Source organism: Marinimicrobium sp. UBA4509, assembly GCF_002388575.1.
Lineage (GTDB): Bacteria > Pseudomonadota > Gammaproteobacteria > Pseudomonadales > Cellvibrionaceae > Marinimicrobium > Marinimicrobium koreense.
This window is the reverse complement of the sequence record NZ_DGMV01000032.1, coordinates 77,859-93,322: the sequence shown is the minus strand read 5'-3', so window position 1 is coordinate 93,322 and position 15,464 is coordinate 77,859. Positions and strand designations below refer to the sequence as shown.

Annotated in this window: 12 protein-coding genes and 1 riboswitch; of the genes, 7 read left to right on the top strand and 5 right to left on the bottom strand. The window is 60.5% G+C overall.

Features of this window, described 5'->3' with window-relative positions:
- The 4 genes from B3520_RS04410 to B3520_RS04395 all read left to right on the top strand — a co-directional run.
- On the top strand, positions 1–593 hold a 593-nt coding region (locus B3520_RS04410), incomplete at its 5' end, for a U32 family peptidase (protein ID WP_349678474.1).
- A gap of 42 nt (positions 594–635) precedes the next feature.
- The gene (locus tag B3520_RS04405) at positions 636–3,890 is read left to right on the top strand and encodes an LAGLIDADG family homing endonuclease (protein ID WP_286875482.1); all 3,255 of its coding nucleotides are present in this window, start codon (positions 636–638) and stop codon (positions 3,888–3,890) included.
- A gap of 14 nt (positions 3,891–3,904) precedes the next feature.
- Positions 3,905–4,567, top strand: a complete 663-nt coding sequence (locus B3520_RS04400; RefSeq protein WP_024461223.1) for an NrdJb — start codon at positions 3,905–3,907, stop codon at positions 4,565–4,567.
- Positions 4,568–4,658: 91 nt separating this feature from the next.
- Positions 4,659–5,033 carry a putative zinc-binding protein gene (locus B3520_RS04395; protein ID WP_286807263.1) on the top strand — a complete coding sequence of 125 codons (375 nt, stop codon included), beginning with the start codon at positions 4,659–4,661 and terminating at the stop codon, positions 5,031–5,033.
- 117 nt (positions 5,034–5,150) lie between these two features.
- Here the strand turns inward: B3520_RS04395 and moaB are convergent, their stop codons facing one another.
- Both moaB and moaA read right to left on the bottom strand, forming a co-directional pair.
- On the bottom strand, positions 5,151–5,666 hold the full coding sequence (gene moaB / locus B3520_RS04390) for a molybdenum cofactor biosynthesis protein B (protein WP_286807264.1): 516 nt from the start codon (positions 5,664–5,666) through the stop codon (positions 5,151–5,153).
- Between the two features lie 41 nt (positions 5,667–5,707).
- On the bottom strand, positions 5,708–6,685 hold the full coding sequence (gene moaA, locus B3520_RS04385; RefSeq protein WP_286807265.1) for a GTP 3',8-cyclase MoaA: 978 nt from the start codon (positions 6,683–6,685) through the stop codon (positions 5,708–5,710).
- Positions 6,675–6,827: riboswitch (molybdenum cofactor riboswitch) on the bottom strand. (Overlaps the previous gene by 11 nt.)
- Before the next feature lie 184 nt (positions 6,828–7,011).
- On the opposite strand from moaA, the gene B3520_RS04380 reads away from it, so the two are divergent.
- Positions 7,012–8,277: a U32 family peptidase gene (locus B3520_RS04380; RefSeq protein ID WP_349678207.1), complete on the top strand. Its 1,266-nt coding sequence runs from the start codon at positions 7,012–7,014 to the stop codon at positions 8,275–8,277.
- 230 nt (positions 8,278–8,507) lie between these two features.
- On the opposite strand, the gene glp is transcribed toward B3520_RS04380, so the two are convergent.
- Together glp and narL are read right to left on the bottom strand one after the other, a co-directional pair.
- Positions 8,508–9,731 (bottom strand): gephyrin-like molybdotransferase Glp, encoded by a 1,224-nt coding sequence (gene glp / locus B3520_RS04375; RefSeq protein ID WP_286807266.1) that lies wholly within the window; start codon positions 9,729–9,731, stop codon positions 8,508–8,510.
- The gene (narL, locus tag B3520_RS04370) at positions 9,731–10,381 is read right to left on the bottom strand and encodes a two-component system response regulator NarL (protein WP_024461215.1); all 651 of its coding nucleotides are present in this window, start codon (positions 10,379–10,381) and stop codon (positions 9,731–9,733) included. The genes glp and narL overlap by 1 nt, the downstream gene beginning before the upstream one ends.
- 238 nt (positions 10,382–10,619) lie before the next feature.
- On the opposite strand from narL, the gene B3520_RS04365 reads away from it, so the two are divergent.
- Together B3520_RS04365 and B3520_RS04360 are read left to right on the top strand one after the other, a co-directional pair.
- Positions 10,620–12,119, top strand: coding sequence for a hypothetical protein (locus B3520_RS04365; RefSeq protein WP_286875481.1), 1,500 nt, complete (start codon positions 10,620–10,622; stop codon positions 12,117–12,119).
- Positions 12,120–12,281: 162 nt separating this feature from the next.
- A complete protein-coding gene (locus B3520_RS04360; RefSeq protein WP_286807268.1) occupies positions 12,282–14,942 on the top strand; it encodes a nitrate/nitrite transporter in 2,661 nt (886 codons plus the stop codon).
- 41 nt (positions 14,943–14,983) lie between these two features.
- On the opposite strand, the gene B3520_RS04355 is transcribed toward B3520_RS04360, so the two are convergent.
- Positions 14,984–15,464: molybdopterin cofactor-binding domain-containing protein (locus B3520_RS04355; RefSeq protein ID WP_286875480.1), on the bottom strand; the 481-nt coding region annotated here is incomplete at its 5' end.

Sequence of the window (15,464 nt, the reverse complement as noted above, 5' to 3'; positions counted from 1 at the left end):
CCAACGATATCGGCGCGGTGGGCCTGCTGCGGGAGGCGGGGCTGCCCTTCGTCGCTGGAGCGGCCATCAACTGCTACAACCCCCAGACCCTGCGCCAACTGGTGCAGTTCGGTATGCAGCGCTGGTTGATGCCGGTGGAACTGTCCCGGGAGTGGCTGTCGGAGATACTGCGGCACCCGGATATTGAGGATATCCGCAGCAGCTTTGAGGTCGAGGTGTTCGGCTTTGGGCATCTGCCCCTGGCCTGGTCGGCGCGCTGCTTTACCGCCCGCTCGGAAAATCGGCCCAAAGATCAATGTGACTTGTGCTGCATCAAATACCCGTCGGGCCGTCCCGTCTACAATCAGGAAGACGAGCGGCTGTTCGTGCTCAATGGTATTCAGACCCAGTCCGGAGATCGGTACAATCTGGTGACCGAGGTGCCGCAAATGGCCGGGCTGGTGGACGCGGTGCGCCTCAGCCCGGAGCCCGAGGGCACCCTGGAGTGGCTCGCCCGGTTCAGGGCCGCCAGCCGGGGCGAAGCCCAGGCGCGCGCCGCGCAGGACGTCAACGGCTATTGGCACAAGATGGCCGGTATCGTGCAGGTCGCCTGAGCGCGGCCCCCAAAATTCCAACGACTTTATTGAGGCTGACGAATGACAGAGCAATCCAGGGACATCACCGAGTCGGCGGTCGAACTTCAGCCCGCCTCCCAGGACATCTGGGACCAGAAATACCGCTTGAAAGACCACCAGGACCAGCCGGTGGATCAGACCATCGATGCCACCTGGGAGCGGGTCGCGCAGGCGCTGTCCGAAATCGAGCCCAAGCGCAAAGCCCACTGGCGCGAAGAGTTTCTCTGGGCGCTGCGCAACGGCGCCATTCCCGCCGGCCGGATCATTTCCAATGCCGGGGCCCAGGCCTACAAGCCGGCGACCTCCACCATCAACTGCACCGTCTCAGGCACCATCGGCGACTCGATGGAAGACATTCTGCACAAAAACCTCGAGGCCGGCCTGACCCTGAAAGCCGGTTGCGGCATCGGTTACGAGTTCTCCACCCTGCGTCCCAAAGGCGCCTACGTGGCCGGCGCCGGCGCCAACACCTCCGGGCCGCTGTCGTTTATGGATATCTACGACAAGATGTGCTTCACCATTTCCTCGGCCGGTGGCCGGCGCGGTGCCCAGATGGCCACCTTTGATGTGCACCATCCGGACGTCAGCGAGTACATCCGGGCCAAGCGCGAGGCCGGGCGTCTGCGCCAGTTCAACCTGTCGCTGCTGATTACCGATGACTTTGTGCAGGCGGTCAAAGCCGATGCCACCTGGCCGCTGAGTTTCCCCATCACCGAGAATGACCTCAAGCGCGAGGGCCTGGACGGTGATGACCCCGAACAGGTGGTCTGGCGGCGCCTCGATCATGTATCCGACAAATACCTGCGGAACGACGACGGTGAAATCGCCTGCAAGGTCTACAAGAAAGTCCCGGCGCGGCAACTGTGGAACCAGATCATGCGTTCCACCTACGACTTCGCTGAGCCCGGCTTTATCCTGATCGATCGGGTCAACCAGTGGAACAACAACTGGTTCTGTGAAGACATTCGCGCGACCAATCCCTGCGTTACCGCCGATACCTGGGTTCAAACCGCGGAGGGGCCGCGCCAGGTCGGTGAACTGGTGGGGCGCCCATTTACCGCCCGGGTGGACGGCACCCACTACGCGTCCGGCGAAGAAGGCTTCTTCGTCACCGGCGATAAACCGGTGTTCGAACTGTCCACGCGCGAAGGTTATACCGTGAAACTGACCGGTGACCACAAAGTGCGCAAGGTCGCTTCCAAAAGCCGCTGGTCGGAAACGCTTGATTGGGTGCCCGCTGAGCAACTGGAGCCGGGCGATCAGATCGTCCTGCACAACCACCGGGCGATTCCGGACTGGTCCGGCGAGGGTAGCCGGGAAGAGGGCTACCTGATGGGCTTGCTGGTGGGCGACGGTACGCTGAAAAGCGACAAAGCCGTTCTGTCGGTGTGGCCGGGACAACAGGCAGTGGGTGATTCTCCCCAGGCACACCCGGTCATGGTCGAGGCGCTGCGCTGCGCCCGCACTCTGCCGCACCGGGCGGATTTCCGGGGTTGGATGGAAATGCCCGGCCGGGGCGAATACCGTCTGGCCACGGGCGCCATCAAACAGCTGGCCGAAGACCTGGGCATGACGCCCGGCAATAAAGTGATTACCCCCGCGTTGGAAACACGCTCCAGCGAATTCTATCGCGGCTTCCTGCGCGGTTTTTTCGATGCCGATGGTTCGGTGCAGGGCTCTCAGCAGAAGGGCGTCAGCGTGCGTCTGGCTCAGTCCGACCTGCCTAGATTGAAAGCCGTTCAGCGCATGCTGTTGCGCCTCGGCATTGCGGCTCGCCTTTACCAGAATCGTCGCCCGGCCCAGCACCGTGCGCTACCGGATGGCCGGGGTGGCCAGCAAGCGTATGCCACCGTCGCCCAACACGAGTTGGTCATCAGTGGCGATAATCTGCCGACCTTTAAGGAACGGGTGGGCTTTTCCGACATCGACAAAATGACCCGCCTGAAAAATGCCCTGGGTAGCTACAAGCGCACCCTGAACCGCGAGCGGTTTATGGTGACGGTGGAAGGGTTGACCCCCGTGGGAACCGAAACCGTTTACGACGTGCAGGTTCCAGGCATCAACGCCTTCGATGCCAATGGGCTCTACGTGCACAACTGCGGTGAGCAGCCTCTGCCCCCCTATGGAAGTTGTCTGCTCGGCTCCGTGAATCTGACCCAGTGCGTGAAGCATCCCTTTACCGAACAGGCGGAATTCGATTGGGAAAAATTCCGCAAGCTGGTCTCCATCTTTACCCGCATGCTGGATAACGTGGTGGAGATCAATGGGCTGGCACTGGCGCAGCAGCGCAATGAGATCGAACGAAAGCGCCGCCACGGGATGGGCTTTCTGGGGTTGGGCTCGGCCCTGACCATGCTCACGATCCCCTATGGCAGTCCCGCGTCCATCGCCTTTACCGAACAGGTGAGCAAAGAGCTGGCGCTGGCCGGCTGGCGCGAGTCGTTGAACCTGGCCAAAGAAAAAGGCCCGGCGCCCATCATGGCGGAAACCTTTGAGGTCACGCCCATCATGTTGGCCAAGCAACCCGAGTTGGCCAGAGAGTACAAGGTGGGCGATCAGGTGCCCGGTAAAGTGCTCTGGGCAAAGTACAGCCGCTATATGCAGCAGGTGGCCGAGGAAGATCCGGCACTGGTGGCGGCGCTGGCGGATACCGGTGGCCGCTTTACCCACCACTCCTCCATTGCGCCCACGGGCACCATTTCCCTGTCCCTGGCGAATAACGCCAGTAATGGCATTGAGCCCAGTTTTGCACACCACTACGCGCGCAATGTGATCCGCAGTGGCAAGAAAACCAAGGAGAAAGTGGATGTGTTCTCCTACGAACTGCTGCGCTATCGCCAGTTGGTCGAGCCCAAAGCCAAGCCTTACCCGCAGCCGGGGGAGAGCGGTCTGCCGGAGTACTTTGTGGTGTCCGACCAGATCACCCCGGAGCAGCATGTGGATGTGCAGGCCGCGGCGCAGAAATGGATTGACTCCTCCATTTCCAAAACCATCAACGTGCCCACAGAAATCGCCTACGACCGGTTCAAGGACATTTACCTGTACGCCTACGAGAAAGGGCTGAAGGGCTGCACCACCTTCCGCTTCAACCCGGAAGCCTTCCAGGGTGTGTTGGTGAAAGAGCAGGATCTGGAAAACACCACCTATGTGTTTGAGCTGGAGGACGGTCAAAAGCTCGAACTGAAGGGCAACGAAGAGGTGGAGTACGACGGCGAAATGCACACCGCCGCCAACCTGTACGAGGCCTTGAAAGAAGGTTATTACGGCAAGTTTTAATTGGAGCAGTCTGTATGAACGCCAAAGTTATTGACAAAAAAATCACCGGCTTCTCCATCAAAAAGCCGGAGCCCGAGAAAGAGCCGGACATCGAGCGCATGCACGAGAAGTTCGAGCGCCCGGAAACCCTCGAAGGCAGCACTTACAAAATCAAGACACCGCTGTCCGACCACGCCCTGTATATCACTATCAACGATGTGGTGCTGAACCCGGGCACCGACCACGAAGTGCGCCGCCCCTTCGAGATTTTCATCAACTCGAAGAACCTGGAGCATTTTCAGTGGGTGGTGGCGCTGACCCGCGTCATCTCCGCGGTGTTCCGCAAGGGTGGTGATGTGACCTTCCTGGTGGAAGAGCTGAAAGCGGTGTTTGACCCGCAGGGCGGCTACTTCAAATCCGGCGGCCGCTTTATGCCCTCGCTGGTAGCGGAAATCGGCGACGCCATCGAAACCCACATGAAGCGCATCGGCCTGATCCAGGATGAAGCACTTTCTGAAGCGCAGCGGGAGGTGCTCAAGGAGAAGCAGGTGGAGTACGAGCAGAAGCATCACATCGAGCATGGCAGTGATGAGTTTCCGCCGACCGCAACCTTGTGTCTGAAGTGCCATACCAAAGCGGTGATCATCATGGATGGTTGCAAAACCTGCCTCAATTGCGGCGCGTCCAAGTGCGGCTGAGCCTCGACTGAGGCTCAGTTGATTTACGTCAAGGCGGATGTGTGCAGTCAGCGTAAAGTAACTTCACACGTTGTCAGCTTTGGAATTTACTATGGACGACACACAGAAACCGCTGGTTTACGCCTGCTCGGGCCGCTCGAACGTGGCCCAGTTGGCGAACGATATTGCCGTGGTGATGGACCGGGAAGGCCACGCTGAAATGTCCTGCATTGCGGGCGTGGGTGGCGATGTACCGAGTCTGGTCAAGGTCGCCAAATCCGGCCGGGATATCTGCGCCATCGACGGCTGCGCCCTGGCCTGCGTCAAGCACTCCCTGGCCCGCCACGGCGTAACGCCCAAGTGGCATATTGAGCTTACCCGCAAGGGCATCAAAAAGCGGAATCACGAAGGGTGCTCCATTCAGGAGCATTACGATGTGTTGCGCAGTGTGTATAGCGAGTTGGGGATTATTGCGACGGGGGAGTAGCGTATAGCAATGGTAACGGCGGATGCGCGCTTTGCGCTTATCCGCCCTACACCACTTCCTGAGTTACGCGTAGGGCGGATAAGCGAAGCGCATCCGCCGCAACCCAAGCCGATTCTTCTACCGAACCAAATGCCCCACAAAATTACAAGGCCCCTGCCGAGCATCCAACTGCGGCTGCAACAACTTCGTCCACCCTGTGCGGCAGGCCCCGGTCGACCCGGGCAGACAGGCAATCAAGGTATGGTTCGCCAACCCCGCCAATGCTCGAGACTGAATGGTCGACGTACCAATCTCCCCCCAGGAAATCTGCCGGAACATCTCCCCAAACCCTTCCACTTCTTTATCAAACAACGGCTTCATCGCCTCGGGGGTCGAATCCCGGTCGGTAAACCCGGTGCCACCGGTGATCAGGACCACATGCACCTTGGCATCGGCGATCCAGGCAGAGACCTGGGCGCGAATCTGATAGATATCGTCTTTCAGCAATGCGCGGTCAGCGAGGGTGTGGCCCTCTTCCTGCAGAGCGTCCACCAGGTACTGACCCGAGGTGTCGTTCTCAAAGGTGCGGGTATCGGAAACGGTCAGAACCGCAATGTTCAGGGGTTTCATTTCCGATGGTAAGGCGTGTGCCATTAACAGCTACTCCGTAACAATCTATTGAATCAGGTAAAAGTTTAACCGCCGATCATCGCCAGCTGCCGGGTCGAGCCGGGGTTCTGCTCGTGCAGGTGATGGCTGAAATCTTTGCCCTTGATGGCTTCCCGCAAAAACGCCATCACCGGCTCCGGATCATCGGACTGCAACAGGTGGCGCAGGCTCTGGTGCTCATCGACAAACAGGCACAGGAACAGCTGCCCCTGACTGGAGACGCGCAGACGGTTGCAGGTGGCGCAGAAGTCTTTGCTATAGGGCATGATCATGCCGATGCCGCCGGCGTAATCCGGGTGCCAGAATTCCCGGGCGGGGCCGGAGTCCCGGCCGCGCAGTCGCTCCTCCCAACCCTGAGCGCGCATCCGCTCGATCACCCGGTCGCCGCTCAAGTGGTGGCGATCAAAAAACTCGGCGTTGTCCCCGGTCTGCATCAGTTCGATCATGCGCAGGGTGATGGGCCGGTCTTTCACAAAGTCGATAAAGTCATCCAGCGCATCGTCGTTGTAGTGCTTCATCAATACGCTGTTGACCTTGATGTTGGGAATGCCCAGCTCGGCCGCACGTTCCAGCCCCTTGAGAATTTCCTGCAGCTTGTTGTGACCGGTGATCATCTCAAACTTGGCGTGATCCAGGCTGTCGATGCTCACGTTGAGCGCATCCAGGCCTGCCGCGTGCCAGGCATCGATGTCCTTGGTCAGGCGGTAGCCATTGGTGGTCATGGCCACGGTTTCAATACCGGGGGTCTGCTTGCACAGTCGGATGATCTCGGTCAGATCTTTGCGCAGGGAGGGCTCGCCGCCGGTAATGCGCACTTTGCGCATGCCCAAGCGGGCAAAGGCATTCACCAGACGGCGGATTTCGTCGAGGGTCAGGTCCTGAGCGCGGGCATCGGGGCCACAATCGGTCCCGTCCGGCAGGCAGTAGTCGCACCGAAAGTTGCACACTTCGGTAACGGACAGGCGCAAGTAACTGAAGCGCCGATCAAAAGAGTCAGTCAGCATAGAAACACCTTTCCAAGCGCGGGAGGCAGCCCGGTTTCCCGAACGGCCCCGGTTACCTCGGCTCACCCGGTTGGGTGAGAGGGTAACGGCCCATGGACCTTAGCGTTGCCTTAGGTCAATGGGCTCGGTGTGAATGTACGTTCATTGTAGTCCAATTTTAGCCAAAGGTTTATGGCTCCGAGGTATAACCCCGTCTACCTCCTCATGGGTAGTTGGCACTTTTCGGTGGCAGTTTTGAGTCAAATCAACCACTTAGCGTGCGCGTGCCGTTAGTATGCGCGGGTTTTTGCCCGCTGTGATGCCCAATTCCTGAGGATCTTTGCCCAATGTCCCTGTTTGCCCCCGAGCTTCTGTCCCCCGCCGGCAGCCTGCGTGCCATGCGCCTGGCCTTTGCCTACGGTGCCGATGGGGTCTACGCCGGTTTGCCACGCATGAGCCTGCGGGTGCGCAATAACAGCTTTGATCACGAGGCCATGGCCCAGGGCATCAGCGAGGCGCATGCCCTGGGCAAACGCTTTTATGCGGTGACCAACGTGGCGCCACACAACAACAAGGTCCGCACCCTGATCAAGCATCTGGCGCCGGTGGTGGATATGGGGCCAGACGCCCTGATCGTCTCCGACCCCGGCGTCATCTGGCTGGTCCGCCAGCAGTTTCCTGATATGCCCATGCACTTATCGGTCCAGGCCAATACGGTCAACTGGGCCGCGGTCAAGTTCTGGCAGGAGCAGGGCATCGAGCGGATCATCCTGTCCCGGGAACTGGGCATTGAGGAGATCGGTGAAATCCGCGAGCAGGTGCCGGACATGGAGCTGGAAGTCTTTGTACACGGGGCCCTGTGCATGGCCTATTCCGGGCGCTGCATGCTTTCGGGCTACTTCAACCACCGCGACCCCAATCAGGGCGCCTGCACCAACGCCTGCCGCTGGAAGTACGAGGCCAGGCCCGCCCGGGAAAACGAAATCGGGCAGTGGGAGCCCGTGGTGATCGAGGACAAGACCCGCCCCGGTGAGCTGATGCCGATGGATGAAGACGAGCACGGCAGCTATATCCTCAACTCCAAAGACCTGCGTGCCGTGGAGTATGTGGAGCAGCTGACCCGGATGGGCGTGCACTCGCTCAAAATCGAGGGGCGCACCAAGTCGCCTTACTATGTGGCCCGCACCGCCCAGGTCTACCGCCGCGCCATCGGCGATGCCGTCGCCGGGAAAGCCTTTGACCCGAGCCTGCTGTTTGAGCTGGAAGGCCTGGCCAACCGAGGCTACACCGCCGGCCTGCTGGACCGCCACGCCCGCCCCGAAACCCTGCAGAACCTGGAGCGTGCGCACCACAACGGTGCCCAGCAGTGGGTGGCCGAGCCCAAGGCGAGGGTAGGAGAGTGGTATGAAGTCGAAGCCAAAAACGGCTTCTCTGTGGGGGAGCGGTTGTACCTGCTGACGCCCGAAGGCAATCACCCCTTTGAGCTGAGCGCGCTGCAGGATAAAGCCGGCACCCCGATAGAACGCGCCCCGGGCTCGGGCCACCGCGTCCGCCTGCAACTCCCGGTGGATTGCGACCCGGAAACCGCCCTGCTGGTTAAAAACCTGGCGTAGGGCGGATAAGCGCGGAGCGCGCATCCGCCGTTGCCAGATATGAAGTCTTGTCTTAGATAGCGCATTGCGTTCGATCATGGCGGATGCGGCCTCCGGCCTTATCCGCCCTACGCGGCCTCCGAGCTATCCGTAGGGCGGATCGGTCCGACGTTTTGGAGCGCGGAGCGCGCATCCGCCGTCATGAGGTGGCATTGCCGCTGAAGTAGGGCACCCATGTGGTGCCGCTTTAATCAGGTAATAAACCGATCAAAGGGAATGACGGTGACGGGCTCGCCGGCTTCGACTTTGCCTCGTTCGGCTTCGAGCACGGCGTAGGCATTGGCGCCGAGGAAGGAGGTGAGTACACCGGAGCCCTGGGCGCCGTTGCTGTCGATCTGGTTTTCGCCATCGATGCAACGCACGGTCGCGCGTTGGAAGTCCTGTCGGCCCGGGCTTTTCTTGTAGCCGCTGGCGGCCTTGGCAGTCACCTGCAAAGGCGGTTCCGGTGCTTCGCCGGCCATGGTGCGCAGGATGGGTAGCGCCAACTGGTGCAGGGTGACCATGGAGGACACCGGGTTGCCGGGCAGGCCGAAAAATACCGCCTTACCCAGGTGCCCAAAGGCGAAAGGTTTTCCGGGTTTGATGGCCACTTTCCAGAAGCCGATTTCCCCCAGCTCGCCGAGAATGTCTTTGACATAATCCGCATCGCCTACCGACACACCGCCGCTGGAAATGATGGCGTCGGCTTCTGCTCCGGCGCGTTCGAAAGCGGCGCGGATCTGATTCGGCTGGTCGGGAATCAGGCCCAGGTCCAGCACCTCGACGTTCAGGCGTTGAAGAATGGCGATGAGGCCGTAGCGGTTGCTGTCGTAAATGTGGCCATCTTTCAGTGGTTGTCCCGGCGGAGTAAGTTCATCGCCGGTGGACAGCACCGCGACTTTGAGGCGTCGCTTGACCGAGGCCTCGGCCAAGCCCAGGGAAGCGAGCAGGGCAATATCCACGGGACCGAAACGATAACCGGAGGGAAACACTTCCTGGCCTTGTGTGATGTCCTCGCCGGCACGACGAATATTCTCGCCCGTAGCAGGCGCTTTCATCACGCGAACGCTATCGCCGTCGACTTCGGTATTCTCTTGCATGACCACCGCATTGGCACCGGCGGGAATCGTGGCGCCGGTGGTAATGCGTACGCATTGCCCAGCGTTCAGTTCACCGTCGAAGTGATGCCCGGCCAGTGATTGTCCGACCAGCGTCAACACTTGTCCGGCATCTTGGGCGCGCAGAGCGTAGCCATCCATCGCCGAGTTGTCGTAGCCGGGGACATTAAAGCCGGCGTGTACCGGCTCGGCGGTGACCCGGTCGAGCAGCTCGGGCAGGGAAACGGTCTCCGTGTCGGTCACCGCCTGTACCGCCACTTGCATGCGGGCGATGGCGTCCTGAACCGGAATCAGTTGGGGTTCGTCGCAGCAGGCCATCAGTCACTCTTTTCCTGGTTGATCATCCACACGGCGGCTTCCACCCGTGAGCGCAGGCCGAGCTTTTTCAGCAGATGTTTGACGTGCACTTTGACCGTGCCATCGGAAATGTCCAGCTCCCGGGCGATGAGTTTATTGCTCAGCCCCTTGGCGATCAGTTTGAGAATTTCCAGCTCGCGCCCGGTCAGGCTGTCGAGCTTGGCTTCGTTGTTGGGCTGGGGCTTGCGGATGGCGGTGGCCAGGGCCTGGGTCACGGCTTCGCTCATCACCATCTTGCCCTGCAGGGCGCGCTCGATCTGGGTGAGCAGTTCGTCCGGTTCCATATCCTTGAGCAGATAACCGTCGGCGCCCCGGGAGATGGCGGCAATCACATCTTCGTCGGCGTCGGAGACGGTGAGCATCACGATGCGGGAAGTCACTCCCACCCCGCGCAATTTTTCCAGGGTTTCCAGTCCGTCCATGCCCTGCATGTTCAGGTCGAGCAGAATCAGGTCCGGGTCCAGTTCTTCCCCGAGCTTGATGGCTTCGGCGCCGCTGCCGGCCTGCGCGACCAGCTCCAGGTCGTCGGACAGTTCAATCAGTTGCTGCAACCCTTTGCGCAATAAGGGGTGGTCATCCACCAGCATGATGCTGGCCGCGTCGTGGCTCATAAAGATGTCTCCCAAATCAATCAATATCGCCGCATTGTCAGTGGCTTACCTCTTTTTGGCAAGTCGCGGGCGGCCTTAGCGTAAGGATGAAAAAGGCGCAAGCTGTCCAGTGTGGGTAGCCCTTTGGAGGGTGACGCCCGAGTGCCCCTATGTCCAAGGGGGCATTGAGCGCCTTTTGCCCAGCGCCCATAGTAGCGCGATGAGGATTACGATCAACCCTGCGAGCAGTGCGTCCCCTATGCGTGACTTGTCTACCCCGACCAAGGTATCGACCGACACCACCGGTCCGGGGCCCGGTTGGGTGGGCGCGGTATTGGTCTGCGGCTTCGGACTGTGGTTGTTGCCATCGGTCTGGGTGGTGTTGTTGGCGGGCACCCGCACCGATCTGAGCTATTCCGATTTACTGTCCCTGCTGGCGTTGACGGGTTTGTCGGCCAGTTGCCTGCGCTTGACGCTCGGCTTCTGGCTGTTGAGCTACGGCCGCGGCCTGGTGCTCAGCACATTGTTGATTCTGCTGCTGGTGGCGGTGGTGCTGACCTTCATGCTCAGTGGCGCGCCCCTGAGCCGGACCTGGCTGCCGGCACTGTTTCTGTTGGTGGGGCTCGGCGGTGGCGGTCTGGCAGCCCTGGGCGGACCGGCGGAAACCTCAGACGAGGCACAGCGCTACGGCCTGGAAGCGGCCTCGCTGGCGGGGCATCTGGGGGTGGTGCTCAGCTTGTTGGTGGTACCGCTGGTTATTACGGTGCCGCTGCCGGTGGGTGAGCCCCAGTGGCTCAATCTGAGCGTCAGTCACTTTCTGGGGCGCCTGCCTGAAAACACTTCGATCTGGCTGGGCTGGAGCGGTCTGTTCTGGGCTATTTTTGCCCTGATCATTCTCCTGCTCTGGTCCCTGCGTGCGCCTTGGCGACAGTCCCTCGCGGTGAGCGATTGGCGTCGCGGTGTATCCGCGCTGTTCGCCGGCGGACTTCTGGCTGCGTTGGCCGGCTGGTTGACCTTACCTCGTTCGCTCGGTGGCGTCTCGGTCTGGATGCCGGTGGAGCTCACGCTGATGTGTGTGCTGGCCCTGTGCGTGTTGCTGGTTGCGGGGCTCTCCTCCGCGCCTCAGCGTCAGCGGTTGATCGGTTTGTTGTCCCACCGGCACCTCTGGTTGATGAGCCTGTTGTGGCTTGCCAGTGTGGGTACATTCCTGGGGCTGACCCTGGTGTTCCCGATCGTGACCTGTCAGCTGTTCGGTGAGACGCAGGGGTATTCCGGAGTATTTCTTTATGCCTGGATGTTTCCCCTGTTGGCCATTCTGGTTCGCCCCTTGGGCGGTTGGGCGGCCGGGCGCTGGGGCGGTGCACGGGTGGCGGCGGTCAGTATGCTCGGGCTGGCGCTGGGCGCGGTGGCCGTATTCTGGAGCTTGCGTGCCCTGACCTTGTCCGAGTTCCCTCTGGACTACCTTATGCCGTATTTGCTCGCGATGGCGCTGCTTTTCGCGGCCTCGGGCATTGGTTACGCCGCCTTGCTGCGCGCACTGCCCCAAGTGTTCCCCCCGACCCGACGACAGCCGGCGCAAATGTGGCTGGTATCGGTAGCGACCCTGGGGATGGTATATATCCCTCTGGCGCTGAATCGAGCCGGCGGAATGGACGGCGTCTATCAGGCATTTCTGGGCTTTGCGCTGTTCTATGGTCTCTGCGCGTTGGCGGCCTGGGCCTTGTACCTGCGGCGCCACGCGTTCATCTATAACCCCTAAGCCGAATTGCTCCTTATGCCAAAGAACTTTCGCCTACCCATTCAGAGGTAGCAGGTGGTGCCTAAACGGCTCAATAGGCACGGGCGCCAATCATTTCTACTATGAGGCAGTACCCCTAAACATTGTCGGGTTTTTATCGGCCCGGTTCTCTGGAGACGCCTCATGCTTGATGCCAGCGCCATCGCCCCCCGCGACCAGCGGCGTGCGCTTTTTCTTTCCACCTTTGCGTTCACCCTGTGCTTTGCCGTCTGGACGATCTTTTCCATCCTCGGTATCCAGATCAAGCAAGAGCTGGGGCTGAGTGATACCCAGCTCGGTTTGTTGATGGCGACCCCGATTTTATCCGGCTCCATCAGCCGCCTGTTCCTCGGTGTACTCACCGATAGGTTCGACGGCCGCTGGGTGTTTGGCCTGTTGATGATCACCACCGGTGTGGCCGTGCTGCTGGTGAGCATGGCGCAGAATTATTATCTGCTGTTGCTGGCCGCGCTCGGTGTGGGGCTGGCCGGCGGCTCGTTTATTGTCGGGGTGGCCTACACCTCGGCCTGGTATCCAGCGGGCAAGCAGGGCACGGCGCTGGGAATTTTCGGTGCCGGTAATGTCGGCTCGGCGATCACCAACTTCGGTGCCCCCTTCCTGTTGCTCGCGCTCGGATGGCAGGTGACGGCTCAGGTGTATGCGGTGGTGATTGCCCTGATGGGGGTGGGCTTTATCCTGTTCGCCAAGGCCGATCCCGGACTGGCGAAACGTCGTGCCAACATCACCTCGCTGAGTCAGCAGTTGGCGCCCCTGGGAGACCTTCGGGTCTGGCGCTTTGCACTCTATTACTTTTTTGTGTTCGGCGCCTTTGTGGCCCTGGCGCTGTGGTTGCCCCACTATCTGATGGAAGTCTACGGGCTGGGTATCGCCGCCGCCGGTATTCTCACCGCGCTCTATACTATTCCCGCCTCGCTGTTCCGGATTCTCGGTGGTTGGATGTCCGATCGCTACGGCGCCCGTCGGGTGATGTACTGGACCCTGACCGCCTCGGTCATCTGCTGCTTTCTGCTCAGCTATCCGCCCACCGAATACCGGGTGCTGGGGGTGGATCGCACCCTGGAGTTCAGCTTTGAACTGACTCTGCCCGCCTTTGTGGTGCTGACCTTCATTCTCGGTTTCTTCATGTCGCTCGGTAAGGCGGCGGTGTTCAAACACATTCCCGTTTACTACCCGACCCACGTTGGGGTTGTGGGTGGTATCGTCGGCATGATCGGTGGCCTGGGTGGCTTCTTTCTGCCGCTGACCTTCGGCATGCTCAACGACGTGATCGGTGTCTGGCAGAGCGCTTTCATGTTGCTGTTTGTGATTTCTGGTGCGGCGCTGGCCTGGATGCACTACGCCATTCGCCTGGCGGAGCGGCACGAGTGGCGTTCCGGACAGGAAGTCACCGACCTGCCGGAATTCTCCACGCCCGATGCTTTTGTGCTGGAGGACTGGCGTCCGGAAGATAAAACCTTCTGGGAAGAGAAAGGCAAAAAAATCGCCCGACGCAATTTGTGGATCTCCATCCCCAACCTGTTTCTCGCCTTTGCGGTCTGGTCCATTTGGTCCATTCTGGTGGTGAAAATGCCCCAGCTCGGTTTCCCCTATACCTCCAATCAGCTGTTCTGGTTGGCGGCCTTGCCGGCGCTGTCCGGGGCGACGCTGCGTATTTTCTACAGCTTTATGGTGCCGATATTTGGCGGCCGCCGCTGGACCGCGATTTCCACCGCCTCGCTGCTGCTGCCCTGTCTGTGGTTGGGTTTTGCCCTTCAGAATACCGATACGTCTTATCTGGTGATGCTGATTCTGGCCTTACTGTGCGGTTTCGGTGGTGGCAACTTCGCTTCCAGCATGGCCAACATCAGCTTCTTCTTCCCGAAAGCGGAGAAGGGCGGCGCCATGGGGTTGAATGCCGGCCTGGGTAATCTCGGGGTATCCGCCATGCAGCTGATTGCGCCGCTGGCGATCGCCGCCAGTGTGCTGGGCCCGTTCGGGGGTGACCCCATGGTGATTCAGTCCGGCGCCTTGGCGGGCGAGAACCTGTGGATTCAGAATGCCGCTCTGCTCTGGGTACCGTTCATTATTGTGGCGGCGATAGCGGCCTGGTTTGGCATGAACGATATTGCTTCGGCGAAATCCTCGTTCAGTGATCAGGCGGTGATTTTCAAACGCAAGCACACCTGGCTGATGTGCTGGTTGTACCTGGGCGCCTTCGGCAGCTTCATCGGCTTTGCCGCGGGTTTCCCGCTGCTGTCCGGCATGCTGTTCAAGGATGTGGACCCGACCAAATACGCGTTTATTGGCCCCTTGCTCGGTGCCCTGGCGCGTCCGGCCGGTGGGGTGATTGCCGACAAATTGGGCGGTGCGCGCGTGACCCTCTGGACTTTCGCGGTGATGATTGCCGGTGTCGTCGGTGTGCTGCAGTTTCTGCCCGGAGAAGACAGTGCCGGTAATTTCTGGGGCTTCTTCGGGATGTTTCTGGTGCTGTTTGTCGCCTCGGGTATTCTCAATGGCTCCACGTTCCGCATGGTGCCGGTGATGTTTATGACCCTACGCCAGCGTGCGCTGGGCGACACCGAACAGGCTCAGGTGGAAGGCAACAGAGAAGCGGCGGCGGTACTCGGTTTCATCTCCGCCATCGCGGCCTACGGCGGTTTCTTTATCCCCAAAGCTTACGGTACCTCATTCGATATGACCGGCGGTGTCGCCGCGGCCCTGACCGGCTTTGTGGTGTTCTACGTGAGCTGTCTGTTCGTAACCTGGTGGTATTACGCCCGACGTGGAGCTGAGGTGCCCTGTTGATGCAATGTCTCCCCTTGTCGTGCAAGGGGAGACATTGTTTTCTAGCTGACCGTCAGGTCCGTGTTTTTGAGGGGAATATCGCGGATACGTTTGCCGGTTGCGGCGAAGATGGCGTTGAGTACCGCCGGAGCGGCCACCGCGATGGTGGGCTCGCCCACGCCGCCCCAGAAGCCGCCGGAGGGCATGGTGATCACTTCCACCTTGGGCATATCCTTGAGCGTCATCACCTTGTAGGTGTTGAAGTTCTCCTGCTCAATGCGCCCGTCTTTCACCGTCGCTTCGCTGTAGAGTAGGGGCGACAAGCCGTACACGAATGAACCGGCGACCTGCGCCTCCACCTGTTGCGGGTTGATGACATGCCCCGGATCGGTGGCGGCCACGATGCGGTGCATCTTGACCTTGCCGTCGGTGACCGACACCTCCGCAGCCGCGGCCACGTAACTGCCAAAACCCTTCACCTGGGCGATGCCCCGATAGATGCCTTCCGGCGGCTTGGTGTCCCAGCCGATGCCTTCGGCGGCG

What these genes read in the sequence shown, in the direction of transcription:
- moaA (WP_286807265.1), bottom strand. Translation starts at nt 6,685, where the DNA reads ATGCTGACTGACTCTTTTGATCGGCGCTTCAGTTACTTGCGCCTGTCC.
- narL (WP_024461215.1), bottom strand. Translation starts at nt 10,381, where the DNA reads ATGAGCCACGACGCGGCCAGCATCATGCTGGTGGATGACCACCCCTTA.
- B3520_RS04405 (WP_286875482.1), top strand. Translation starts at nt 636, where the DNA reads ATGACAGAGCAATCCAGGGACATCACCGAGTCGGCGGTCGAACTTCAG.
- B3520_RS04395 (WP_286807263.1), top strand. Translation starts at nt 4,659, where the DNA reads ATGGACGACACACAGAAACCGCTGGTTTACGCCTGCTCGGGCCGCTCG.
- moaB (WP_286807264.1), bottom strand. Translation starts at nt 5,666, where the DNA reads ATGGCACACGCCTTACCATCGGAAATGAAACCCCTGAACATTGCGGTT.
- B3520_RS04400 (WP_024461223.1), top strand. Translation starts at nt 3,905, where the DNA reads ATGAACGCCAAAGTTATTGACAAAAAAATCACCGGCTTCTCCATCAAA.
- glp (WP_286807266.1), bottom strand. Translation starts at nt 9,731, where the DNA reads ATGGCCTGCTGCGACGAACCCCAACTGATTCCGGTTCAGGACGCCATC.
- B3520_RS04365 (WP_286875481.1), top strand. Translation starts at nt 10,620, where the DNA reads ATGCGTGACTTGTCTACCCCGACCAAGGTATCGACCGACACCACCGGT.
- B3520_RS04380 (WP_349678207.1), top strand. Translation starts at nt 7,012, where the DNA reads ATGTCCCTGTTTGCCCCCGAGCTTCTGTCCCCCGCCGGCAGCCTGCGT.
- B3520_RS04360 (WP_286807268.1), top strand. Translation starts at nt 12,282, where the DNA reads ATGCTTGATGCCAGCGCCATCGCCCCCCGCGACCAGCGGCGTGCGCTT.